General features: G+C 75.2%; 18 protein-coding genes. 8 read left to right on the top strand and 10 right to left on the bottom strand.

Annotation, left to right across the window (positions count from 1 at the left end; translation table 11 throughout):
- The first annotated feature begins 123 nt into the window (after positions 1-123).
- From IH50_RS0130720 to IH50_RS0130710, 3 genes are all read left to right on the top strand, one after another.
- Positions 124-1614, top strand: coding sequence for a helix-turn-helix domain-containing protein (locus tag IH50_RS0130720; protein WP_030869564.1), 1491 nt, complete (start codon positions 124-126; stop codon positions 1612-1614).
- A gap of 268 nt (positions 1615-1882) precedes the next feature.
- Positions 1883-2119, top strand: a complete 237-nt coding sequence (locus IH50_RS0130715; protein ID WP_030869562.1) for a hypothetical protein — start codon at positions 1883-1885, stop codon at positions 2117-2119.
- 195 nt (positions 2120-2314) lie between these two features.
- A complete protein-coding gene (locus tag IH50_RS0130710; RefSeq protein ID WP_030869556.1) occupies positions 2315-3973 on the top strand; it encodes a catalase in 1659 nt (552 codons plus the stop codon).
- Between the two features lies 1 nt (position 3974).
- Here IH50_RS0130710 and IH50_RS0130705 read toward each other — a convergent pair whose 3' ends face one another.
- A complete protein-coding gene (locus tag IH50_RS0130705) occupies positions 3975-4856 on the bottom strand; it encodes a fructosamine kinase family protein (RefSeq protein WP_030869553.1) in 882 nt (293 codons plus the stop codon).
- A 155-nt stretch (positions 4857-5011) separates the two neighbouring features.
- On the opposite strand from IH50_RS0130705, the gene IH50_RS0130700 reads away from it, so the two are divergent.
- The 4 genes from IH50_RS0130700 to IH50_RS0130685 all read left to right on the top strand — a co-directional run bounded on the left by IH50_RS0130700 (position 5012) and on the right by IH50_RS0130685 (position 8191).
- A complete protein-coding gene (locus tag IH50_RS0130700; protein ID WP_030869550.1) occupies positions 5012-5335 on the top strand; it encodes a hypothetical protein in 324 nt (107 codons plus the stop codon).
- 72 nt (positions 5336-5407) lie between these two features.
- The gene (locus IH50_RS0130695) at positions 5408-5941 is read left to right on the top strand and encodes a DoxX family protein (protein ID WP_030869549.1); all 534 of its coding nucleotides are present in this window, start codon (positions 5408-5410) and stop codon (positions 5939-5941) included.
- A gap of 91 nt (positions 5942-6032) precedes the next feature.
- Positions 6033-6596 (top strand): hemerythrin domain-containing protein, encoded by a 564-nt coding sequence (locus IH50_RS0130690; RefSeq protein WP_030869548.1) that lies wholly within the window; start codon positions 6033-6035, stop codon positions 6594-6596.
- A 368-nt stretch (positions 6597-6964) separates the two neighbouring features.
- The gene (locus IH50_RS0130685; RefSeq protein WP_030869547.1) at positions 6965-8191 is read left to right on the top strand and encodes an MFS transporter; all 1227 of its coding nucleotides are present in this window, start codon (positions 6965-6967) and stop codon (positions 8189-8191) included.
- Positions 8192-8342: 151 nt separating this feature from the next.
- Here IH50_RS0130685 and rfaE2 read toward each other — a convergent pair whose 3' ends face one another.
- The 7 genes from rfaE2 to IH50_RS0130650 all read right to left on the bottom strand — a co-directional run bounded on the left by rfaE2 (position 8343) and on the right by IH50_RS0130650 (position 16579).
- The gene (gene rfaE2 / locus IH50_RS0130680; RefSeq protein ID WP_030869544.1) at positions 8343-9767 is read right to left on the bottom strand and encodes a D-glycero-beta-D-manno-heptose 1-phosphate adenylyltransferase; all 1425 of its coding nucleotides are present in this window, start codon (positions 9765-9767) and stop codon (positions 8343-8345) included.
- Positions 9764-10390, bottom strand: a complete 627-nt coding sequence (locus tag IH50_RS0130675) for a D-sedoheptulose-7-phosphate isomerase (protein WP_030869541.1) — start codon at positions 10388-10390, stop codon at positions 9764-9766. The genes rfaE2 and IH50_RS0130675 overlap by 4 nt, the downstream gene beginning before the upstream one ends.
- A gap of 70 nt (positions 10391-10460) precedes the next feature.
- Positions 10461-11708 (bottom strand): glycosyltransferase, encoded by a 1248-nt coding sequence (locus tag IH50_RS0130670; RefSeq protein ID WP_030869538.1) that lies wholly within the window; start codon positions 11706-11708, stop codon positions 10461-10463.
- 283 nt (positions 11709-11991) lie between these two features.
- Positions 11992-13056 (bottom strand): glycosyltransferase family 2 protein, encoded by a 1065-nt coding sequence (locus IH50_RS0130665; protein WP_030869535.1) that lies wholly within the window; start codon positions 13054-13056, stop codon positions 11992-11994.
- Positions 13053-14717: a carbamoyltransferase gene (locus IH50_RS0130660; protein WP_030869533.1), complete on the bottom strand. Its 1665-nt coding sequence runs from the start codon at positions 14715-14717 to the stop codon at positions 13053-13055. Before IH50_RS0130660 ends, IH50_RS0130665 begins: the two co-directional genes overlap by 4 nt.
- 18 nt (positions 14718-14735) lie before the next feature.
- Complete coding sequence (locus tag IH50_RS0130655; protein WP_030869531.1) at positions 14736-15698, bottom strand: NAD-dependent epimerase/dehydratase family protein; 963 nt, start codon at positions 15696-15698, stop codon at positions 14736-14738.
- Between the two features lie 377 nt (positions 15699-16075).
- Complete coding sequence (locus IH50_RS0130650) at positions 16076-16579, bottom strand: hypothetical protein (RefSeq protein WP_030869529.1); 504 nt, start codon at positions 16577-16579, stop codon at positions 16076-16078.
- 172 nt (positions 16580-16751) lie between these two features.
- Between IH50_RS0130650 and IH50_RS0130645 the strand changes: the two genes are divergently transcribed.
- On the top strand, positions 16752-18005 hold the full coding sequence (locus IH50_RS0130645) for a cytochrome P450 (protein ID WP_030869527.1): 1254 nt from the start codon (positions 16752-16754) through the stop codon (positions 18003-18005).
- Between the two features lie 91 nt (positions 18006-18096).
- Here IH50_RS0130645 and IH50_RS0130640 read toward each other — a convergent pair whose 3' ends face one another.
- On the bottom strand, positions 18097-19467 hold the full coding sequence (locus IH50_RS0130640) for a trypsin-like serine protease (protein ID WP_030869525.1): 1371 nt from the start codon (positions 19465-19467) through the stop codon (positions 18097-18099).
- Positions 19468-19624: 157 nt separating this feature from the next.
- Positions 19625-21289 (bottom strand): alkaline phosphatase D family protein, encoded by a 1665-nt coding sequence (locus IH50_RS0130635; protein WP_030869523.1) that lies wholly within the window; start codon positions 21287-21289, stop codon positions 19625-19627.
- Between the last annotated feature and the right edge of the window lie 203 nt (positions 21290-21492).

The following is a 21492-nucleotide window of genomic DNA, read 5'->3' as shown; positions in this document are numbered from 1 at the left end:
CCGGGACCCCGCACGCCGCCCCCGGGGCCGGTGCGCCGACGCGCCGGGATGAGCCGCGCGCACGGGTGGGGTAACGTCCCCGGCCTGGGCCGGGGACGACGAACGGACGAGGGGAAGGCCGAGGTGACAGGCCACAGGGACGGAATCCGGCAGGCGCAGCGGGAGGCCGGGGAGCATCCGGCGTGGGCGCGGGAGCTGCTCGGACACTTGCGTCCGGGCGGGCGGGACGTCCGCCGGGTCGTCGACTGGCTGGCCGCCACCGCGGACGCGGAGGCGTCCCTCCAGGACGCCGCGGGGACGCTGCTCGCCGGGACCCGGCTGCCGCTGGACGAGTCCCTCGTCGCCGACCTCGGCTCCGGCCGGATCGCCTCCGCCGCCTGGGAGGGGGAGGGGCGCCATGTGCGCCTGGTGCGGATCGGGCACCCCTCGGGGGCCCGCGTGCTGGCCGTCTCCCGCGAGACCCCCTTCGACCGGCACACCTCCGACGTCGTCACGCACACCGCCCAGGTGATCGAACTCCTGCTGACCGCACACGAGACCGCCACCGCCGGACACCGGCTGCGGCGGGCCACCGCCGATCTGCGTCTGGCGATCCTGCAGCTGCTGATGGTCGAGGACACCGTCGCCGCCCGCCGGGTCGCCGCCGGACTCTGGCCCGGCCTGCTCGACGCCGACACGGCCTGCGTCTACGTCGTCGAGTCCGCGCCCGCCCTGCGCGACCGGCTCGCCGCGGAGTGCCTGGACGCCACGCGGGAGGAGGCGCTGGTCGTGCGCTGCCCGGCGATGGACGGGCACGTGATCGTCGTCAGCCCCCGCGAGGCCACCGCCGGCGAGCTGCGGTCGCTGGTCGAACGGCACCCGGACACCTTCCTCGGCGGCAGCGTGTGGCAGAGCCTCGCCCGTACCGCCACCGCGTACGGGCAGGCCGTCAGCGCCCTGGCGGTGGCGCGCTTCCGCGCCGACAAGACGGCCGTGTACGCCGAACGCACCCACCCGGAGCGGCTGATGGACCCCGCCGCGCTGCGCGGCTGGGCGGCCCGGGTGCTGCGCCCGCTCGACGCGCTGCCGCACCACACCCGCGCCGAACTCCTCGCCACCACCCGTCTCGGCCTGGAGTTCACCGCCGTGAACACCGCCAAGGTCCTCGGCGTCAGCCGCAACACCGTACGGGCCCGCATGGAACGCGTCGAGACCATGCTCGGCGCGGACTTCGACGACGTCACCACCCGCGCCGTGGTGCACCTGGCGCTCCACACCCAGATCAACCTCCTGGACGGGCAGGCGGCCGGCGACCCCGCGGCGCCCTCACCGGGCCTCGCCGGCCTGCTGGCCGGCCCCGCCGTCGGCGGCTGGGCACGGGAACTGCTGGGACGGCTGGAGGGGGACACCCGGAACGTGCGCCGCACCCTGTGCGCCTGGATCGCCGCCGGGGGCAACGCCGAGCGGGCCGCGCGGAGCCTGGGCGTGCACGCCCAGACCGTGCGCGAGCACGTACGCAGCGCCGAACCGGTCCTGGAACGCCAGCTGCTGGCCGCCGGGACCGACCTGTACGAGGTCGTCCTGGCCCATCTGGCGGTGGGTGACCTGGAACAGCCGGTCCTCACGGACGGGTGAACCGGGCTTTTCGGACTCGGTTGTGCACGGATGAGTCCTCCGGCGGCCGCAGCGGGCACCGGTGCGGTACACACGCCCGCCCGCTGCGCATAGTTTCGGCAACACGGCGGGGGCACGACCGGAACGGGGGACCGGTCGCGCCCCCGCCTCTCACCGCTGTGTGCCTCCGGCGCGGACGGGTACCCGGCCGCCGCTGTGGAGGCCCGCCCCCGGCATCGCGCGCCGGGACGGACGGGCCCGTAACGAGCACCGCGACGAGGAGGCCCGGATGACCAGTGAGACGGAGACCGGCGGCGTCACCGGCACGCAGGACAAGGACTACAACCTGATCTGGTACGTCGAGGCGTGCCTGAGCAACGCACTGCGCCTGGAGAGCTACATCCAGGACGCCGAACGCGCCAAGGACACCGAGGTCGCCGACCTGTTCCGCAAGGCCCAGGCGGACAGCCGCAAGGGCGCGGAACTCGGCAAGGGGCTGCTGCGCGCACGCCTGAACGGCGGCTGAGCACACCGCCTCGCAAGGCCCGGCCACCGCGTACGACCACGGCGGCCGGGCCCCCGCCGTCCCGGGGCACCGCTTCCTCACCCGGCCTGGCGCAACCGGCCGCTCCCGAGTCGCCGACCGTGGTGACGCGGGGCAGCATGACCCTCGTACGGACGGCATCCCAGGGACGTCGAGCAGCGCAAGGAGCCCACGATCATGACGGACGTTTCGAGCCGGGGCCCCGCTCCGGGCGACGACCGCAAGGTACTCACCAACCGGCAGGGCCACCCGGTCTACGACAACCAGAACCAGCGCACCGTCGGCTCCCGCGGCCCGGCCACGCTGGAGAACTACCAGTTCCTGGAGAAGATCAGCCACTTCGACCGGGAACGCATCCCCGAACGCGTGGTGCACGCCCGCGGCGTCACCGCCTACGGATACTTCGAGGCGTACGGGAAGTGGGGCGACGAGCCCGTCTCCCGCTACACCCGCGCCAAGCTCTTCCAGGAGCAGGGCAAGCGCACGGACGTCGCCGTCCGCTTCTCCACCGTCATCGGCGGACGCGACTCCTCCGAGGCCGCCCGCGACCCCCGCGGCTTCGCGGTGAAGTTCTACACCGAGGACGGCAACTGGGACCTCGTCGGCAACAACCTGGGCGTCTTCTTCATCCGGGACGCCATCAAGTTCCCGGACGTCATCCACGCCCTCAAGCCCGACCCGGTCACCTTCGAACAGCAGCCGCGCCGCATCTTCGACTTCATGTCGCAGACGCCCGAGTCGATGCACATGCTGGTCAACCTGTTCAGCCCGCGCGGCATCCCGGCGGACTACCGCCACATGCAGGGCTTCGGCGTGAACACCTACAAGTGGGTCGACGCCGAGGGCAACACCAAGCTGGTCAAGTACCACTGGATGCCCAAGCAGGGCGTGCGCAGCATGACCGTCGAGGACGCGGCGAACGTCCAGGCCGAGTCGCTCGGCCACGCCACCAAGGACCTGTACGAGGCGGTGGAGCGCGGCGAGTACCCGGAGTGGGAACTGCTCGTCCAGATGATGGACGACCACGACCACCCGGAACTGGACTTCGACCCGCTGGACGACACCAAGACCTGGCCGGAGCAGGACTTCCCGCCCAAGCCGGTGGGCCGCATGGTGCTGAACCGGATGCCGGACAACTTCTTCGCCGAGAACGAGCAGATCTCCTTCGGCACCGGCGTCCTCGTCGACGGCCTGGACTTCTCCGACGACAAGATGCTCGTCGGCCGGACCTTCTCCTACAGCGACACCCAGCGCCACCGGGTCGGCCCGAACTACCTCCAGCTCCCGGTCAACCAGGCCAAGCACGCGGACGTGCGCACCAACCAGCGCGACGGCCAGATGGCGTACTTCCAGGACAACGGCGGGGAGAACCCGCACGTCAACTACGAGCCGTCGATCACCGGCGGTCTGCGCGAGGCCCAGTACCCGACCCACGACGACCAGGGCCCCGAGATCGTGGGCCGGCTCACCCGCAAGCGCATCGAGCGCACCAACGACTACCTCCAGGCGGGCCAGCGGTACTGCCTGATGGAGGACTGGGAGCGCGACGACCTGGTGAAGAACTTCGTCACCCTGATCTCCCAGTGCGACCGGGAGGTGCAGGAGCGCATGGTGTGGCACTTCCTGCTGGTCGAGACCGACCTCGGCCGCAGGGTCGGCGAGGGCCTCGGGATCATGCCGGAGGACGTCGCCCACCTGGAGCCCCTGGCGAGCCAGGACCTCACCGACGAGGACCGCAAGCGGCTGGCGAACCTCGGCGACAACCCGCCCCGTGACGTGCAGGGACTCACCATGACCCACTGCGTCCCCGACGAACGGCACGTGGTGACCCGGTGAGTCACCCGGCCGACCGCGCCACCGCGAGCGCCTGCCCGGCGTAACCGCGCCCGAACAGTACGGCGTGCACCAGCAGCGGGAAGAGCTGGTGCACGCCGACGCGCGTTTGCCACCCGTCGGCGAGCGGCGCCGCCTCCCGGTAGCCGTCCAGCACCGCCTCCAGATGGGGGCAGCCGAACAGGGCGAGCATCGCGAGATCGGTCTCCCGGTGCCCGCCGTGGGCGGCCGGGTCGATCAGGTGGACGTGCCCGTCGGCGCCCCAGAGCACATTGCCGTTCCACAGGTCGCCGTGGAGCCGCGCGGGCGGCTCGGCGGGCCCGGCGAGCTCCGGCAGCCGCGCACAGACCCGCTCGACGACACCCGCCTCACCGGCGGTGACGGTGCCGTCGTCGACCGCCCGGCGCAGATACGGCAGCACCCGGTGCTCGGCGTACCAGCCGGGCCAGTCGCCGCCGGTGACGTTGCGCATCGGGGCGAGCCCGATGTACGCCTCCACCGGGCCGCCGGGCGGCGGCGCCCCGAAGGCCGGCGCGCCGGCGGCGTGCAGCGCCGCCAGCCCCCGGCCGAACCGCAGCGCCGCCTCCCGTCCGGGCGGGCCCTGCGCCACCCGGTCGACGACCAGCCGGCGCGCGTCATGACCGTGCACCACCGGCACCCGCACCGTCCCGGCCCCGGCCAGCCAGCGCAGCCCCGCCGCCTCGGCGCGCGCGGCCCCCGCCCCGTCGGCGCTCTTGACGACCACCACCCGGCCGTCGTCGAGGACGGCCTCGGCCAGTGAGCCGGACAGCGTACGCACACCGGTCACCGCCCGTCCGGTGAACCGGGCCGCCACGGCACCGGGCCCGTCGCCGTCCGGGGCGGCCGGACCGGGAGGGAAGTTCATGGGCGGACTCCTCACGTACGGGGTGCGCGGGCGAACGGTCGTGCCCAGGGTAGGAGCCCCCGCGCACTCGCGTCCGCCGCCGGCCGGTCACGCGGGACGGTGAAATCCCGGCCGCCGCCGATCGAAGGAAACCGCGCCGGGGGACCACTCGGAGCATGACGAGTTCATCGTTCCAGCGCACTCTCACCCTGCCCGCCACGCTGTGCGAACAGGCCGCCCACCATCTGGAGCAGGCCGCCCGGCGGACCGTGGACGGTGCCGGAATCCCGCTGAAGGCGTTCCGCGCGGCCGCCGACAGCGACTACACCTTCCCGGTGTCCGTGGTGGAACAGGCGGCGGGCTGCCTGCTGGTCCTGGCCACGGAGACCGCCCAGACCGTACGGCCCTCGGCCCTGCGCACCACCATCGGCGTCGCCCTGCGCCTGCGCGACGCCGTCCAGGCCGTCCACCGGCCCGCGCTCACCACCCGCTTCTGGTGAGGGCGCGCCGCATGGTCCCCGCCCCGCGGGGAACCCGGCGCACCCCCACCGTCCACACCTCCAGGAGAAGGCATGAGTCTGTTGCGCGTCCTCGGCCGGCCGATGCTGGCGTCGATGTTCGTCGCGGGCGGACTGGACTCCGTCCGCAACCCCCAGAACGTCGCCCCGATCGCCGAGTCCGTCGTCAAGCCCGTCACCGACCGCGTCGCGGTGCTGCCGGACAGCACCGAGGACGCCGTGCGCCTCAGCGGCGCCGTCCAGGTGGTGGGCGGGCTGCTGCTGGCCACCGGACGCCTGTCCCGCCCGGCCGCGCTCGCGGTCGCCGCCACGCTCGTGCCCACGACGCTGGCCGCCCACCGCTTCTGGGAGGAGGAGGACCCCGGTCAGCGCATGCAGCAGCGCATCCACTTCCTGAAGAACCTGTCGATGCTCGGCGGCCTGCTGATCGCCGCCGACGACACCGGCGCCGCCCCCTCGCTGCTCTGGCGGAGCCGGCACGCCGCCCACGATCTGCGCCGCGACGCCCACCTCGTACGCCGGTCCGTCCGGGCCGGGGCCGTCCCCGCCGCGGCGGCCGGCCGGGTCCGGGCCAAGCTGTCCCGCTGACGCGCGGACCGCGTTAGCTTCCCGGAGCCGGGGGGACTCGTCGGCGGGTGGACCCGGCCGGGTGCCACCACGAACCGGAGGTGAGAAGGACATGGGACACGGAGGCAACGTCATCGACGAACTGGTGACCGATCACCGGGAGGTCGAGGAGCTCTTCGGCAAGATCGAGGCACTGCCGCCCGGCCACAAGGACCGCAAGACGTACGCCGACCAGGTCACCATCGAGCTGGTCCGGCACTCGGTCGCCGAGGAGGCGTACCTCTACCCGGCCGTGCGCGAGCACGTGGAGAACGGGGACGCGCTGGCCGACCGTGAGCTCGAGGACCACGCCACGGCCGAGCGGACGATGAAGGACCTGGAGGGCTGCGACGCCGGCGACCCCGAGTTCGACCGGCTCGTCGGCGCGCTGATGAGCGAGATCCGCGAGCACATCGCCGACGAGGAGCGGAACCTGTTCCCGATGCTGCGCGCCTCCTGCTCCCCGGAGGCACTCGACCGGCTCGGCGAGAAGGTCCGGCAGGCGAAGAAGACGGCCCCGACCCGGCCGCACCCGTCCGCCCCGGACAAGCCCCCGGCGAACAAGCTGCTGGCACCGGGTGCCGGCATGGTGGACCGGATCCGGGACGCGCTGAGCGGACGCGGCAAGCTCGGCTGACGCCAGGCACGCGCGAGGACCCGGAGGGAGGGGCCCGTCACACAGGTGACGGGCCCCTCCCTCCATGTCCCCGCCCTCTGTGAGCAACCGCACTCACGGCCCAAGTCCCCCGCACGAGAGCGCGTTTGACTCCCACGTCCCCCTGATCACCGGCTGCTCGGAACCGACTCGGCGGTCCCTTCTGCCACGATGGGCCGCGCCCTTCCGGGCGACGGGAGCCGCCGCGCAGCGCAGCCGGCGTTCCGCTTCCCGCGCCCCTCCGCTGAGTCCTCGGACTCGTCCCCCCGAGTAGCGCGCCTGTGTCTTCCTCGCTCCCCCCTGCCCAGTCCGGGTCCCGCTCGCCCTGGCGCTCCCTGCGGCACCGCAGCATGCGCTGGTGGTCCGTCGCGAACTTCGTGTCCAACGCCGGTACGTGGATGCAGCTCACGGTGCAGAACCTGCTGGTCCTCCAGATCACCGGGTCCGCCGCCGCCACGGGTCTGTCCATGTCCGTACAGGCCGCCCCGGCCCTGCTCATGAGCGTCCTCGGCGGCGCGGCGGTCGACCGCTGGCCGCGGAAGCTGACGGCCGCCGTCAGCCAGGCGCTGCTGGCCGTGATCGCGTTCACCACGGCCACCCTGGTGGCGCTGGACCGGCTCGACATGACGTCCCTGATGGTGCTGGCCGCCGTCACCGGCATGATCGCCACCGTCGACAACCCGGCGTGCGCCCTGCTGGGCAACGACCTGGTCCCCGCCGAGGACGTGCCCTCCGCCATCGGCGTGGGCGCGCTGGTCTTCAACGCGGGCCGGCTCGCGGGCGCCGCGCTCGCCGGGGTGACGGTCGGGTTCCTCGGCACCGCCGCCGCCTACTTCGCCAACGGCTTCTCCTTCCTGTTCGTGACCGCGGTCATCCCCTTCCTGCGCCCGGCGGCGGGAGCGGTCCGGCACGTCGTCGAGAAGGGCGGGAAGGGCGAGCGCCCGCGGAACGCCATGACCGTCCGCGAGGGGATCGCCTTCTTCGCCCGCCGGCCGCGGCTGCTCGCGCTCGCCGGGGTGACCGGCGTCAGCGCGGTCTTTGGCCGTAACTACGGGCTCACCCTCGCCGTCCTGGTCACCGGGCCGCTCGCGGGCGGCGCCGGGGCGTTCGGCACGGTGTCCACCGTCCTCGCGGCCGGCGGCATCCTCGGCGCGGTGCTCGGCGCGCGGCTGCGCCGGCCGTCCGTGCGGCTGGTCGGGGCCCTCGCGGCGACGGGGGCGCTGCTGCAGGTGGTGGCGGGGATGTCGCCGTCGCTGGCGGTGCTGCTGGTGCTGGTGCTGCCCATGGCCGTCGTGGAGTCCGTCTCCGACACCGCGGGAACGTCCGTCCTGCAGACCGACCCGCCCGCCCACCTGCGCGGACGCGTGCTCGGCGTGTGGGGCAGCGTCGGCACCGTGTGGAGCCTGGGCGGCCCGCCCGCCCTGGGCCTCCTCATGGAACTGGCCGGCCCCCGCGGCGCCCTGATCACCGGCGGCCTGATCATCGCCGGCTCGATAGCGGCAGGCCACCTCCTCCACACCCACCGCACCCGGCCCCCGGCGGTTCTCCGCCCCGAAGCCCTGGAAACAGCGGCGTAACCACAGCCCGTCCGGCGTTTGAGGACGAGGCCCGAAGGGCCGATAGGGGGTCTGGGGGCGCAGCCCCCAGGGACGGGAAGGGAAGGGGCGGCGGGGGCGAAAAAACCTCCCCGCCCACCCCCCCGTCCGCCGCCCGAAGGGCGACCCCGGCTCACCCGTCCGCCGCCCGAAGGGCGACCACCGCCCGCGCCGCCCGCCGGGCCAGCAACGTCGTGGACCGCCCGTCCAGATACGGCAGCACCACCGCCTGCCCGCCCCAGGCCCGCACCACCTCCGCCTCCGGCAGCTCCTGCACGGAGTAGTCCCCGCCCTTCACCCACACATCCGGCCGCAGCCGCCCCAGCACCACCTCGGGCGTGTCCTCCTCGAACACCACCACCGCGTCCACGCTCCCCAGCGCCGCCAGCACCCTCGCCCGGTCCGCCACCGGCGTCAGCGGCCGCCCCGCCCCCTTCCGCCGGGCGACCGACGCGTCGGAGTTCAGGCACACGATCAGACAGTCCCCGACCCGCCGCGCGCTCTCCAGCAGCCCGACGTGCCCCGCGTGCAGCAGATCGAAGCAGCCCCCCGTGGCGACCACCGTCCCCCCGCGCGCCCGCACCTCCTCCGCCAGCTCGAACGCGTCCGCGGCGGCGGCCCCGTGCGCGGGACCGGGCACGGCCGGCGCGTGCCACAGGTCCGGGTTCCCCGCCCCGCCCGCCGCGACGAACGCCGCCGCCTCGGCGACCGCCCGCTGCAGCGCCTCCTCCGGCAGCAGCCCGTCGGCCAGCGCGGCGACCGTCGTCGCGGCGAAGCAGTCACCCGCGCCGCACGGATCCCCGTCCGCCCGGAACGGCGCCGGGATCAGCATCGGCGTACCCCCGCCCGGCCGGGTCAGCAGCACCCCGCGCTCGCCGAGCGTCACCGCGACACCCGCCGCCCGCCAGCGCTCCGCCAGTTCCGTCCCGCGCGCGGCGAAGGCACCCAACGACGCCCCCGAAGCCCCCGGCACCCCCGGCGAACCGGCGCACAGCGCGACCGCCTCCGCCGCGTTGGGCGTGACCAGGCGCGCCCCCGGCACCGGCGGGTCGCCCTGGGGATGCGGGTCCCACACCAGCGGCGTGTGCCGGGCCGCGTCCTCCAGCTGCGGACGCACGGCCCCCGCGGTGTGCCGTCCGTAGTCCGCGACGAGGACGGCGTGCGCGCCCGCGAGCGCCTCGCGCACCGCGTCGTCCGGCTCGCCCGGCGTCCCGCCGCCCCGGTCGATGCGCACCACGGGCCGCCCGCCCGCCAGCACCCGCGTCTTCACCGGCAGCGTGCCGTGCAGCGGCAGCTCGAGGAGCCGGACCCGGCCGTCGAGCTCCCGGCGCACGGCCTCGCTGGCCGGGTCGTCACCGAGCGCGGTCACCAGTACCACGTCCCGGCCGCCGCGGGCCGCGAGCGCGGCGGCCAGCCCGGCCCCGCCCGGATGCCGGCGGTCACCGGTGACGTCGACGACCGGGGCGGGCGCGTCCGGGGCCAGCCGGGTCGCGACCCCCTCGATGTCCTCGTCGAGCAGGACGTCCCCCACCACCACCAGCGGCTTCGGAACGGTCATGACATCCTCCCGGGGACGGCCGCCGCACCGCGCGCGAGGGGCGCGGCCACGGCGGCGTCGAAACACTCGCAGAGCAGGTGTACGGCGACCAGATGCGTCTCCTGGACGGTCGCGGCGCTGCCCGCCGCCACGCACAGCGCGTCGTCCGCGGCCTCCGCCAGCGGGTTCGGGCCGGGCCCGGTGAGCGCCCAGACCCGCAGCCCGGCCCGCCGGCCCGTCACCGCCGCCGCGATCAGATTGGCGCTGCGTCCCGAGGTGGACAGCAGCATCAGCACATCGCCGGGACGCCCGTGGGCGGCCACCTGGCGGGCGTAGACGTGGTCGAAGCCGTAGTCGTTGCCGATGGCGGTGACGCTGGAGGTCTCCGCGTGCAGGGCGAGCGCCGAATAGGCGCGCCGCTCCCGCCGGTAGCGGCCGACCAGCTCGGCGGTCAGGTGCTGGGCCTGGGCGGCGCTGCCGCCGTTGCCGGCGGCCAGCAGCCGCCCGCCGCCGGTGAGCACGCCGGCGAGGCGTCCGCCCCAGTCGGCGATCCGGGGCAGACCGGTTCGGCGGAAGCCGTCGAGGGCCTCCTGGAGCGACCGGCAGTGCAGCCGGGCGGCTTCGAGGGCGGAGTCTTCGGTCATGGTGTCTCGGGCGCGCCGCCTCGGGGGACGGCGGCACCCGCACCTCCTTCCAACGTCGGACGCCGGCGGCTCAGCCGGTTCCGGTCGCGGCGGGCTCGGCGTCGAGGACCTCGCAGTACGCCGCCTCGGTGGCCGCGGCGATCCGCGCCCAGCCGTAGCGGCTGAGCACCCGGCGACGGCCGGCCGCCCCGCACGCCTGCCGGGCCGCCGGATCGGCGAGCAGGCCGGCCACGGCCCCGGCCAGTGCCCCGGGGTCGCCGGGCGGCACCAGCCGGCCGGTGGCCGGATCGGCGACCGTGTCGAGCTGGCCGCCGACCGCGGTGGCCACCACCGGACGGCCGCAGGCCATGGCCTCCAGCGGGACGATCCCGAAGGGCTCGTAGTCGGCGGGGCACAGCACCACGTCGGCGGAGCGCAGCAGCGCCGGCACCCGTCCGGCGTCCACCCCGCCGGTGAACCGGACCCGGCCGGCGACCCCGGCGTCCCGCGCGATGCCGCGCAGCCGCCGAACCTCCGGGTCGTCGTCGAGGAGTTCCGGCGGAGGCCCGCCGACCACCAGCAGCTCCGTACCGGGCAGCCGCGCCAGCGCGGCCACCGACACCGCGGCGCCCTTGCGCGGCACCAGCCGCCCGAGCTGCACCAGCCGGTACCGGAACGGGCCGCGCGGCGCGACGGGACCCACCGGCGTGAACCGGTCCGTGTCGACCCCGCACGGCACGACCCCGATCCGGTACGCCGGCACACCCATCCGGACCAGTTCGGCGACCTCGTCCCGGCAGGTGGCGACGATCCGGTCGCAGCCCAGCCCCACCTCGGTCTCGCAGCCGATCCGCTCCGGCGGGCTGGTGTCGGCGAGCCCTTGGTGCCGGCGCTTCACCGTGCCCAGCGCGTGATACGTGTGCAGCAGCGGCAGCCCCAGCTCCCGGGCCGCCCCCAGCGAGGCCAGCCCCGACATCCAGTAGTGCGAGTGCACCACGTCCGGGGTGCGCGCCCGCCACTCCCGGGCCAGCAGGCGCCCGAACTCGTCCATGTACGGCAGCAGCCGGTCCTTGGGGACCGGCTCGGCGGGGCCCGCCGGGACGTGGTGCACCTCGACGCCCTCGCGCAGCGTCACCCGGTCGGGCAGGCCGGGCGCGTCGCGGCGGGTGTGCACGGTGACGCGGTGGCCGCGGTCGGCGAGCGCCCCGGCCAGGGCGGCGACGTGGACGTTCTGCCCGCCGGCGTCCACCCCGCCGAGGGTGGCGAGCGGGCTCGCGTGCTCCGAGACCAGGGCGACGGACAGCACGCCCGGGGCGAGCGGGCCGGAAGCGGGGGTCATGGGCGCACCTCCGTGATCGGTCGCGGCACGGGCCGCGGCGGAATGTTCCTGGGCACCCCGGCCCACCGCCACGGCCGGACACCGGCCGCCCGCCGGAGCGGACGGGCCCGCCGGCCGCACGGCGGGCGGGCCGGGCGCCTCTCTCCCCGCGGCCGTACGACTAGGGTGCGGAGGCCCGCCGGAGGGGAGGCCGTGGCTCCCGTCGGCCGGGACGCGGCCCCGGCGGGGACGGCGGTACCGTCGCGGAGGGCCGCGACCGGGGGCGGCCGGCGGGACGGGCGGGTCACGAGGGGAGCCGTTCGCCGGCCGACGGGGAGTACGCGGCGGCGGGGGGACCGGCCCGGTGCGGGCGGGACCGCGCCGCGCGGTGCAGGGCGTGGCCGCGCAGCCAGTGCCAGGTCGCGGCGGGCGGGACCAACACGCTGGTGAGGGACATGGTGACGATCTCCTCGCGGGTGCGCGGGCCCGGCAGGATCCGGGCGAGGGCGAACTCGGCGGTCCCCGCCAGCCACCCGAGGGCACACGCCGCCGCCGTGCGCGGCCGGCCGGACAGCAGACAGCCCGCTGCCGCCAGGCCCGCCGCGGTCAGCGCCAGATGCGCGGGCAGCCGGCCCCGCGGCGCCTGTGCCCGCCGCCACCAGCCACGTCCGTGCAGCCTGGTCATCAGCACGTCGTCGGCGTTGCCCGCCTGGAGCCGTACGGAGATCCAGCGCCCGGCCGGCCGGACCGGGTGGGTGGTGGTGCGGCGGCCCTCGGACAGGACCCAGCCGGCGTCGAGCATCCGCAGCGCCAGGTCCGCGTCCTCCCGGAAGGCCCTGCGGAACCGTTCGTCGAAGCCGCCGACGGCCTCCAGCGCCCGGCGCCGGTACGCCATGTCGGCGGTGATCCAGCGGGCCCGGGCCAGTCCGGCGGTGTTCCGTTCCCAGTCGGTGGGCGGCCGGTCCGGCGGCAGCGGCACCTCGATCCGGGCGGCGATCCCGGCGGTCGCGACGCTCGCCCCCGCGAGGTCGAGCGCCAGGTCGTCGGCCCAGGTGGGGCCGGGTACCACGTCGTCGTCGAGGAAGACGATCCACGGCGCGTCCCCGGCGGCCCGCCACCCGGTGTTGCGGGCGGCGGCCGGGCCCCGCGCCCCGCCGGGCACGACGAGGGTGCGCGAGCGCAGCGACGGCGGGACGGCGGCGGTCAGCGGCGCACCGGCCGCGTCCGGGCGGTCGTCGACCACCACGACCCGTACCGGGCCGGGCCCGTCCGCCTCGGCCAGCGCCCGCAGGCACCGGCCGAGTCCGGGCCGGCCGAGCGTCGGCACCACCACCGCGTACTCCCCGTCCGGGGCGGCGGGGCCGGTCACCGGGGGACCTCGCCGTCGCCGGAGCGGAACAGGTCGCCGCGCCGGATCGCGTACGGGCCGATGGCCAGGAGGTCGACGGGGGAGGAGCCGAAGCACTCCAGGGCGTCGCGCGGATCGTCCACCATCGGCCGGCCCGCCGTGTTGAGACTGGTGTTGACGACCACGGGCAGCCCGGTCAGCCGCTCGAACTCGCCCAGCATCCGTGCCACCAGGGGCTCGCGCGCAGGATCGACCGTCTGGATGCGGGCGGTGCCGTCGACGTGCACCACGGCCGGGACGCGGTCCCTCCAGGCGGGCGCCACGTCGTGCACGAACAGCATGTACGGGCTGGGCAGCGGCCCGTCGAAGATTTCGGCGGCCCGTTCGGCGAGCACCATCGGTGCCACCGGCCGGAACTGCTCGCGCCCCTTGACGTCGTTGAGCCGCTCCAGATTGCCCGCGTGTCCGGGGTGGGCCAGCAGCGAGCGGTGGCCGAGCGCCCGGGGGCCGTACTCGCTGCGCCCCTGGAACCAGGCGACGATGCCGTTGCCGGCCAGCGTCCGGGCCACGGTGGCGGCGATGTCCGCCGGCCGTTCGAAGGGTACGGCGGCCGTCTTCAGCCACGCCCCCAGCTCCGCGTCGGACCAGTCCCGGCCGAGGTCGGCGCCGGTCATCGGCTCGGGCTCGTCACCGGCGCCGGCGGACAGCAGCAGGGCGCCGCCGAGCGCGGTGCCCGCGTCCCCGGCCGCGGGCTGCACCCACACCCGGGAGAACGGACCCTCGCGGGCGATACGGGAGTTGGCGACGCAGTTCAGGGCCACGCCCCCGGCGAGGGTGAGCACCGAGCCGTGGGTACGGCCGTGCAGCCAGCGCACCAGGTCCAGCAGGGTCTCCTCCAGGACCGCCTGCGTGCTCGCGGCGACGTCGGCGTGGTCCCGGGTCCACGGTTCGTCCGGGCCGCGCGGCGCGCACAGGTCGTGCCAGGGCACGCCGGTGGCGTGGAAGCCGCCGTCGCCGGTCGGATACACGTACCGGCGCAGTTCGGGCAGCATGCGCGGGGTGCCGTGGGAGGCGAGGGCCATCACCTTGAATTCGTCGGAGGAGCGCAGGAAGCCGAGGTGCTCGGTGAGTTCCTCGTAGACGAGGCCGAGCGAGTGGGGGAGGTCCTGGGCGCGCAGGGGTTCGAGCCGGTCGCCCACCCGGCGGGCGGCGAGGTGCGAGGCGCGTTCGCCGCGGCCGTCCAGCACCAGCACGGAGCAGTCCCCGGCGTCCGGCGCGGCGAAGGCACCGGAGGCGGCGTGCGCCATGTGGTGCGGTACGAAGCGGACGAGACCGGGGTCGAGTCCGGGCAGCGCGGTCCGCAGGAAGCCGGGTGCCTCCCGCGCGTAGGTGAGCCGCAGGTGGTCCCACGGGTCGTGCAGGCCCATGGCGTCGGCGGGGCGGGCCAACGCCGGGTCGAAGGAGTAGGCGACCGCGTCGAGGTCCTCCGGGCGCAGCCCGGCCCGCTTCAGACACCAGGCGGCGGCCCGCTCGGGCAGCTCCCAGGCGGAGAACGGCAGCGGGCGCTTGCCGTGCTTGCGCCGGGAGAACCTCTCCTCCTCCGCGGCGGCGACGGTCCGCCCGTCGATCACCAGGGCGGCCGCGGGGTCGTGGAAGAGGGCGTTGATTCCGAGGATGCGCATGGCGGACGGGCCTTTCGCTCAGCGGCGTGCTTCGGCGCGGAACCAGTCGATCGTGCGGCGCAGCCCCTCCTCGGCGGCCACCTGGGGTTCCCAGCCGAGCTTGTCGCGGGCCAGGGTGATGTCCGGGCAGCGCACGGCGGGGTCGTCCACCGGGCGTTCGATGTAGCGGACCTCCGAACGGGACCCCGCGAGCGCGATGACGAGACGGGCCAGGCCCAGCATGGTGATCTCGCCGGGGTTGCCGATGTTGACGGGGCCGCGCATGCCGTGGGCGGCCGCCGCGAGGACGCCGGCCACCGTGTCGTCGACGTAGCACAGCGAGCGGGTCTGCAGTCCGTCACCGGTCACGGTGAGGGGTTCGCCGGCCAGGGCCTGCCGCACGAAGGTCGGTACGGCGCGGCCGTCGTGGCCGCGCATCCGCGGACCGTAGGTGTTGAACAGCCGCACGATGCAGGTGTCCGTGCCGCGGGCCTCCGCGTGGGCGGTGGTCAGCGCCTCGCCGAAGCGCTTGGCCTCGTCGTAGACACTGCGCGGGCCGACCGGGTTGACGTGGCCCCAGTACCGTTCGTCCTGCGGGTTCTGCTGGGGGTCGCCGTAGACCTCCGAGGTGGAGGCGAGGACGAAGCGGGCCTCGGCGTCCTGGGCGAGCCTCAGGGCGTTGCGGGTGCCGAGACTGCCCGTCTCCAGGGTGTGCAGCGGCAGCCGAAGGTAGTCCGCCGGGGAGGCGGGGGAGGCGAAGTGCAGCACCAGGTCGGTGGGCCGGTCGACCGGCAGTTCCTGCGCCACGTTGGCCCGTACGAGCGTGAACCCGGGCCGTTCGAGCAGCGGGGCGATGTTCTCCGGGCGGCCAGTGCTGAGGTCGTCCACGCAGGTGACGGCCGCGCCCGCGTCGAGCAGGGCGGCACACAGATGGGACCCGACGAACCCCGCCCCACCGGTGACGACGGCGTGCTCCCACTTCCGCGATATGACGGTACTCATACCGCCCACCCTGACCCCGCCCCCGCCCCCCGGCACGGCCACCTGATGCAATCGAGTGAACAACAGAACGCAACCCGCACACCACCGTCCGTCCCGCGGACAGCCGCGCGCCGCGCCATCCGCGGACAGCCGCCTGCCGCGTCATCCGCGGACAGCCGCACGCCGCGCCATCCGCGGACAGTCGCCAGCCGCGCCAGCCGCACGCCGCGCAATCCGCGGGCAGTCGTGCCGCTGGGGCGGCACGGGTGGGCGCGACGGCACCCCGCAAGCGCTGGGCAGCGCAATCAACCCCCGGCCCGCCCCCACACCGGGCACCCACAAAGCACCGGGCCACGCGAAACCCCCGCACACGCGGAACCCGGCAGGAAGCCCCCGCCTCACCTCACCAGCGTGGCATCCGGATCCAGCCGGCTCAGCAGCCCCGACCGGTGAAGCCCCGCCACCGGAGCCACCAGATCCGGATGCCGCAGCAACGCCGCCGCCCGGCGATCCGCCTCATCGGGCGCCACCAGCCGACGGAACTCGACAACCACAGGCCCCTCCGCGAGCGCGGCCACCGCGAGACCGGCCAGCTCGGCATCGGCCAGCAGGCACACCGCCCAGCTCGCCACCACCTCGTCGACCCACGTACGCCACGCCTCGCCCGAGCCCTCCGCATCCGCCCCGGTCACCCAGTCGAGCCGCCCCGACCCCCCGGGCCCCGCCAGTCCGACCAGGGCGGCGTCCATCTCCGTGGGATACCGCAGCCGCGCCGCGACGGTCACCGCCTGCCGCGCCTGCGCCTCGCACAGCGCGGCGGCCAGCGCCCCGCCGGGCGCGGGAAAGGAACACGTCAGCCACTGCGCCGTCGCCGCGATGACCGGTGAGAGATCTGCTTGCACTGCCGGGCCGCCCGAGCTGCTGGGGTGAAAGGACCGCGCGGAACGCTAGCCGCCGCCCCACCCGTCCCGATATGACCCCGGCCTCCTTCGGCACGTGGCCTCGGCCACATCCGAACGGGTGACCCCGCCCCGCCCGGAGTGTCCCGCCGTCCCCCCGGGGCACCCGACGGCGATGGACGTACTCAGCCGCCCCCTGCTCGACCGCACCCTGCCTCTGCTGGCCGAGGGCTACGCCTGGCTGCCCAACCGGATGCGCGACACCCCCGGCCCCGTGGTCCGCACCCGGATCCTGGGCCGGCCCGCCCTCGCCCTGCGCGGCCCCGAAGCGGTGCGGTTCTTCTACGACGAGCGGAACGTGCACCGGCACCGCGCCATCCCCGAACCCGTGCTCGCCACCCTGTTCGGCCACGAGGCGGTGCACACCCTCGACGGCGTCGCCCACCGCACCCGCAAGTCCCTGTTCCTGCCGCTGCTCGCCCCCGGCCGGATCGCCGGCCTCGTCGATCACGTGACCGGGGCCTGGGACGAGGCCGTACCCGCCTGGGGCCGGCGCGGCTCCGTCGTCCTGTTCGACGAGGCGTCCGCGGTGCTCACCACCGGGGTCCACCGGTGGGCCGGCATACCGTTGGACGACGCCGGCGCCGAGGCGACGGCCCGCGACATGATCGCCATGGTCGACGGCTTCGCCACCGCCGGACCGCGCCACCTGAGGGCCCGGCGCGCCCGCGCCCGGCAGGAGGACCGGCTGGGCCGGCTGGTGCGGGACGTGCGGTCCGGCACGGTCACCGCCCCCGAGGACTCGGTCCTCGACCTGGTGTGCCGGCACCGCGACGCGGACGGCGGGCCGCTCGACGAGAAGACGGCCGCGGTGGAACTGCTCAACGTCGTCCGCCCGACGACCGCCGTCGCCTGGTTCGTCGCCTTCACCGCGCACGCCCTGCACAAATGGCCCGAGCACCGGGCGCCGCTGGCGGACGGGGACGTCCCGTTCACCGCCGCGTTCGCCCACGAGGTGCGCCGCTTCTACCCGTTCGTGCCGTTCCTCGGCGGTCTGGCCGCCCGGGACCTGTACTGGCGGGGCGAGTGGGTCCCGGCCGGCGGACTGGTGGTGCTCGACGTGTACGGCCAGAACCACGACGAGTCACTGTGGGGCGATCCGTACGCCTTCCGCCCGCGGCGCTTCCTCGAACGGCCCGTGGAGCGCGACGAATTGATCCCGCAGGGCGGCGGCGACCCGGCCGCCGGCCACCGCTGCCCCGGCGAGGGCGTCACCGTCGGCGTGCTGGAGGCGCTCGCGGTGCGGCTCGCCCGGATGGAGTACACGGTGCCGGAACAGAATCTCGCGATACCACTGCACCGGGTCCCGACCCGCCCGCACAGCGGCGTGCTCCTGTCCGGCGTACGCCCGCCCGCCGTCTCCTCGTGATGCCGTACCCCTGCGGCCCGTCGAGGGAATACGGCCCCGGCCGCGCCCGGGAACGGCACAGGGCCGGCGCCGGCGCCGTACGGTCATGCCGTCACAGCCGCTGCCACAGCGCCGGGGTGCCGGCGGGCGCCCACGCGCCCTGCGCCTGGTGGGTCTGCAGGCACTGGTACGTCACACCGTCACGGGTCACGGTGGCGCCCACCTCGTAGACCCGGCCCGCGGTCCACGCCTGGGCGCCGCCCTCCTGCTGCTCCGGCGCCGTCTGCGCGGCGGCGGTGGTCAGGGTGAGCCCGAAGTCGCCGAGGATCGGGTTGACCGGCTGGTAGAACGTCGTACCGCCACTGGTGCAGTCACCGGAACCGCCGGAGGTGACCCCCTGCGCCTGCGCGCCCGCGACATACGGACCGCCGGAGTCGCCCGGCTCGGCGCACACCGTCGTCCGGGTCAGCCCGTCGACCCTGCCCTGGGGGTAGCTGACGCTGGTGTCGTGCTGCTCGATGGTCCCGCAGTGCCATCCGGTGGTCGAGCCGGAGCGGCACACCGACGCCCCGACGAGCGCCTGCGCCGAACCGGTGACCTGCACCTCCTGGCCGTCCTGCGCCTTGACGTCGGGCGTGGGCGTCCACTGGGCGTTGGTCGCCACCCACGCCATGTCCTCGCCGGGGAAGACGGAGGCCTGGAAGGTGCCCTGCGGGGTGCGGTCGTACCCGGTCGTGGTCGCTCCGGCCCTGCCGCAGTGACCGGCGGTGACGAAGCCCGGCTGCTCGCCCCGGGTGACGGAGAAGCCGACCGAGCAGCGCGCGGAGTCGTCGATGTAGAAGGCGTCGCCGCCGGTGATGTCCTGCAGCAGGCGCGGCCGTGCCGTCGACATCCGGATGCCGACGTCCGCGCCCTCGAGCCCCGCGGCCTTGACGAGGGCATTGCCGGCCTCCTGACTCGTCGCCTGCACCATGATCCGGTTCTCCGGTACGTCGACGTACCAGACGGGCGTGTCGAGGGTCGGGACGCGCCCGGCCGCCGCGTCCAGCTTCGCCTTGTCCGCCTCCAGGGCGGCCAGCGTCCGCCGGACCACCTTGGCCGTGGCGCCCTGGGCCTCGATGGCCGGCACGTCCTTGGCGTCGGTGGTCGCGACCGTGAGCTCCTCGGCCGTGACGCCGCGCACCCAGGCACCGGCGAACCGGTCGCCGAGCGCGTTGCGCAGCCGGCCCGCCCGGGAACCCGCCTCGGCCTCGTTGACCAGCCGCTCGGAGGCCTGGGCCTCGTTCAGCCTCAGGTCGCGCCGGAGGGCGGCGAGCAGATGGGGCGACGGCCGGTCGGCGCCCAGGGTCTGGGCGGCGCCGGGCGTCGGCCCCGCCGCGGGCGTGGCGTCGGCCGCCGCGACACAGGGGAGGCCGGCGAGGACGAGGGCGCCGAGCGCCGTGAACGCCGACCGGCGTGCGGCCCGGGCGTGTCTGAGGACCATGCGGTACGTCTCCTTCGAGGGTGGCGGAGCTGCGGAGGCGACTCAGACTTTGCCCGGGACACCCGGCACGATGCCGGGACACGCCGGATTCACCGCATCGGTGACCCGGACGGACCCGAGTGCAGTACCGGCGTGCGCCGGCGGTCACCCGGACGGGTCACGCCGGCGTCAGTCCCGGCGAGCCCGCCTCGGTGACGAAGGAGGCGGCCGTGGAGACGGCGGCGCCCGGCGACGTCACGACCGGCACGACGCGGAAATCGGCCCGCGCGTTCTCCCGGCCCAGCTCGACGCGCACATAGCCGCGCCGGCCGTCGTAGAACCTCAGGTGCGGATTGGCCCGCATATAGGTGTCCCAGTTGGCCGGGTGCTCCGCGCCGTCGCGGCCGCTGGCGACGGAGGTGCAGGTCAGCTCCGTGCCCAGAGTGGCGGAGCCGGGGTCGTCGAAGTCGTCCTTGATGTCGAAGGCGTACGCGACGTGGACGTCACCGGTGAGGACCAGCCAGTTGGCGACACCGGCCGCCTTCGCGCCCGCGACCAGCCGGCCGCGGCCGGCGCGGTAGCCGTCCCAGGCGTCCATGGAGACCTTCGCCTCGGCGTTCAGGTCCAGTCTGCGCTGGGAGAAGCACACCTGTTGGGGCATCACGTTCCACAGCGCCGTCGACGTGCCCCACCCGTCGAGCAGCCAGCGCTCCTGGGCGTCCCCGGTGAGGGTGCGCGCCGGGTCGTCCGACTCGGGTCCTGGCACGTGCGGGGTGTCGCCGTAGGCCTGGTCGGAGCGGTACTGGCGGGTGTCGAGGACGTCGAACTGGGCGAGGGTGCCCCAGTGCAGCCGGCGGAACAGCTGGGCGTCGGGGCCCTCGGGGAGCTGGTCGGCGCGCAGCGGCTGGTTCTCCCAGTAGGCGCGGTAGGCGGCGGCGCGGCGGGTCAGGAACAGCGCCGGGTCGCTGCCGTTCTCGTCGACCGCGCCCGCGTAGTTGTTCTCGGTCTCGTGGTCGTCCCAGGTGACGACGAACGGGTGGGCGGCGTGCACGGCCCGCAGGTCGGGGTCGCTCTTGTAGAGCGCGTAGCGCATCCGGTAGTCCGCCAGGGTCGTCGTCTCGCGGTTGAACACGGCCGGCAGTACGACGTCGGTGTAACCGCGGGCGCCGCCCGCGGAGTTCACGGCGTACTCGTACAGGTAGTCGCCGAGGTGGAACACCACGTCGACGTCCTCCCGCGCGAGGTGCCGGTGTACCGTGTAGTAGCCGTCGTGGTACGCCTGGCAGGCGACCGCCGCCAGTCTCAGGCCCGCGGTGTCGGCGCCGGCCGGGGGAGCGGTACGGGTGCGGCCTGCGGGACTGATCCAGGTGCCCGTGCGGAACCGGTAGTAGTAGTGGCTGTCCGCCTCCAGGCCCTTCACGTCGACGCGCACGCTGTGGGCGTACTCGGGATACGCGAGGGCGGTGCCCCGCCGCACGACCAGGGCGAAGGACTCGTCGAGCGCCACTTCCCAGGAGACCTCCACCCGCTGCTGCCCGAGCCCTCCGTCCGGTTCGAAGGGAGCCGGGGCCAGCCGGGTCCAGATGAGCACCGAGTCGGGCAGCGGATCCCCGGAGGCGACGCCGAGCGTGAACGGGTCCTCGGTGATGCGGGCCGCGTCGAGCCGGGGCGCGGCGAAGGCGCCGCGCGCGGGGAGGTTGGTGGTGAAGGCGAGGGCGGCGGCCGCGGCGGTGAGGGTGAGGAAGCGGCGGCGGACCGGGTGCCGTGCGGCGGCGCGCAGTTCGGCGTCGTGCGGGGTGAGGGCGAGTGCGGACGACGGTCCGGTACGGCCCGACAGCGCCATGGGGTGTCCTCTCGTACGGGGCGGGCGGGGACGGACGCGAGGCGCAGGCCGGCGGTGACGCGGGCAGGCGAGCGCGACCGGGCCCCGGGCGCGTGCGGGCGACGCGGATCACGGGACACGGAGCCGGCATGGTAAGCAGACAAAATGCGCAAAAGGTGCGCGCCGGGCGGGGTGTTCACACGAGAGGACCCGTACGGACCGGC

The organism is Streptomyces sp. NRRL S-37, assembly GCF_000721605.1.
GTDB lineage: Bacteria > Actinomycetota > Actinomycetes > Streptomycetales > Streptomycetaceae > Streptomyces.
This window is presented reverse-complemented; position numbering and strand designations above follow the sequence as displayed.

Coding starts and splice junctions, on each gene's coding strand:
- IH50_RS0130640 (WP_030869525.1), bottom strand. CDS start 19,467: ATGGTCCTCAGACACGCCCGGGCCGCACGCCGGTCGGCGTTCACGGCG.
- IH50_RS0130675 (WP_030869541.1), bottom strand. CDS start 10,390: ATGACCGAAGACTCCGCCCTCGAAGCCGCCCGGCTGCACTGCCGGTCG.
- IH50_RS0130660 (WP_030869533.1), bottom strand. CDS start 14,717: ATGCGCATCCTCGGAATCAACGCCCTCTTCCACGACCCCGCGGCCGCC.
- IH50_RS0130695 (WP_030869549.1), top strand. CDS start 5,408: ATGAGTCTGTTGCGCGTCCTCGGCCGGCCGATGCTGGCGTCGATGTTC.
- rfaE2 (WP_030869544.1), bottom strand. CDS start 9,767: ATGACCGTTCCGAAGCCGCTGGTGGTGGTGGGGGACGTCCTGCTCGAC.
- IH50_RS0130690 (WP_030869548.1), top strand. CDS start 6,033: ATGGGACACGGAGGCAACGTCATCGACGAACTGGTGACCGATCACCGG.
- IH50_RS0130635 (WP_030869523.1), bottom strand. CDS start 21,289: ATGGCGCTGTCGGGCCGTACCGGACCGTCGTCCGCACTCGCCCTCACC.
- IH50_RS0130645 (WP_030869527.1), top strand. CDS start 16,752: ATGGACGTACTCAGCCGCCCCCTGCTCGACCGCACCCTGCCTCTGCTG.
- IH50_RS0130700 (WP_030869550.1), top strand. CDS start 5,012: ATGACGAGTTCATCGTTCCAGCGCACTCTCACCCTGCCCGCCACGCTG.
- IH50_RS0130710 (WP_030869556.1), top strand. CDS start 2,315: ATGACGGACGTTTCGAGCCGGGGCCCCGCTCCGGGCGACGACCGCAAG.
- IH50_RS0130705 (WP_030869553.1), bottom strand. CDS start 4,856: ATGAACTTCCCTCCCGGTCCGGCCGCCCCGGACGGCGACGGGCCCGGT.
- IH50_RS0130670 (WP_030869538.1), bottom strand. CDS start 11,708: ATGACCCCCGCTTCCGGCCCGCTCGCCCCGGGCGTGCTGTCCGTCGCC.
- IH50_RS0130685 (WP_030869547.1), top strand. CDS start 6,965: ATGCGCTGGTGGTCCGTCGCGAACTTCGTGTCCAACGCCGGTACGTGG.
- IH50_RS0130655 (WP_030869531.1), bottom strand. CDS start 15,698: ATGAGTACCGTCATATCGCGGAAGTGGGAGCACGCCGTCGTCACCGGT.
- IH50_RS0130715 (WP_030869562.1), top strand. CDS start 1,883: ATGACCAGTGAGACGGAGACCGGCGGCGTCACCGGCACGCAGGACAAG.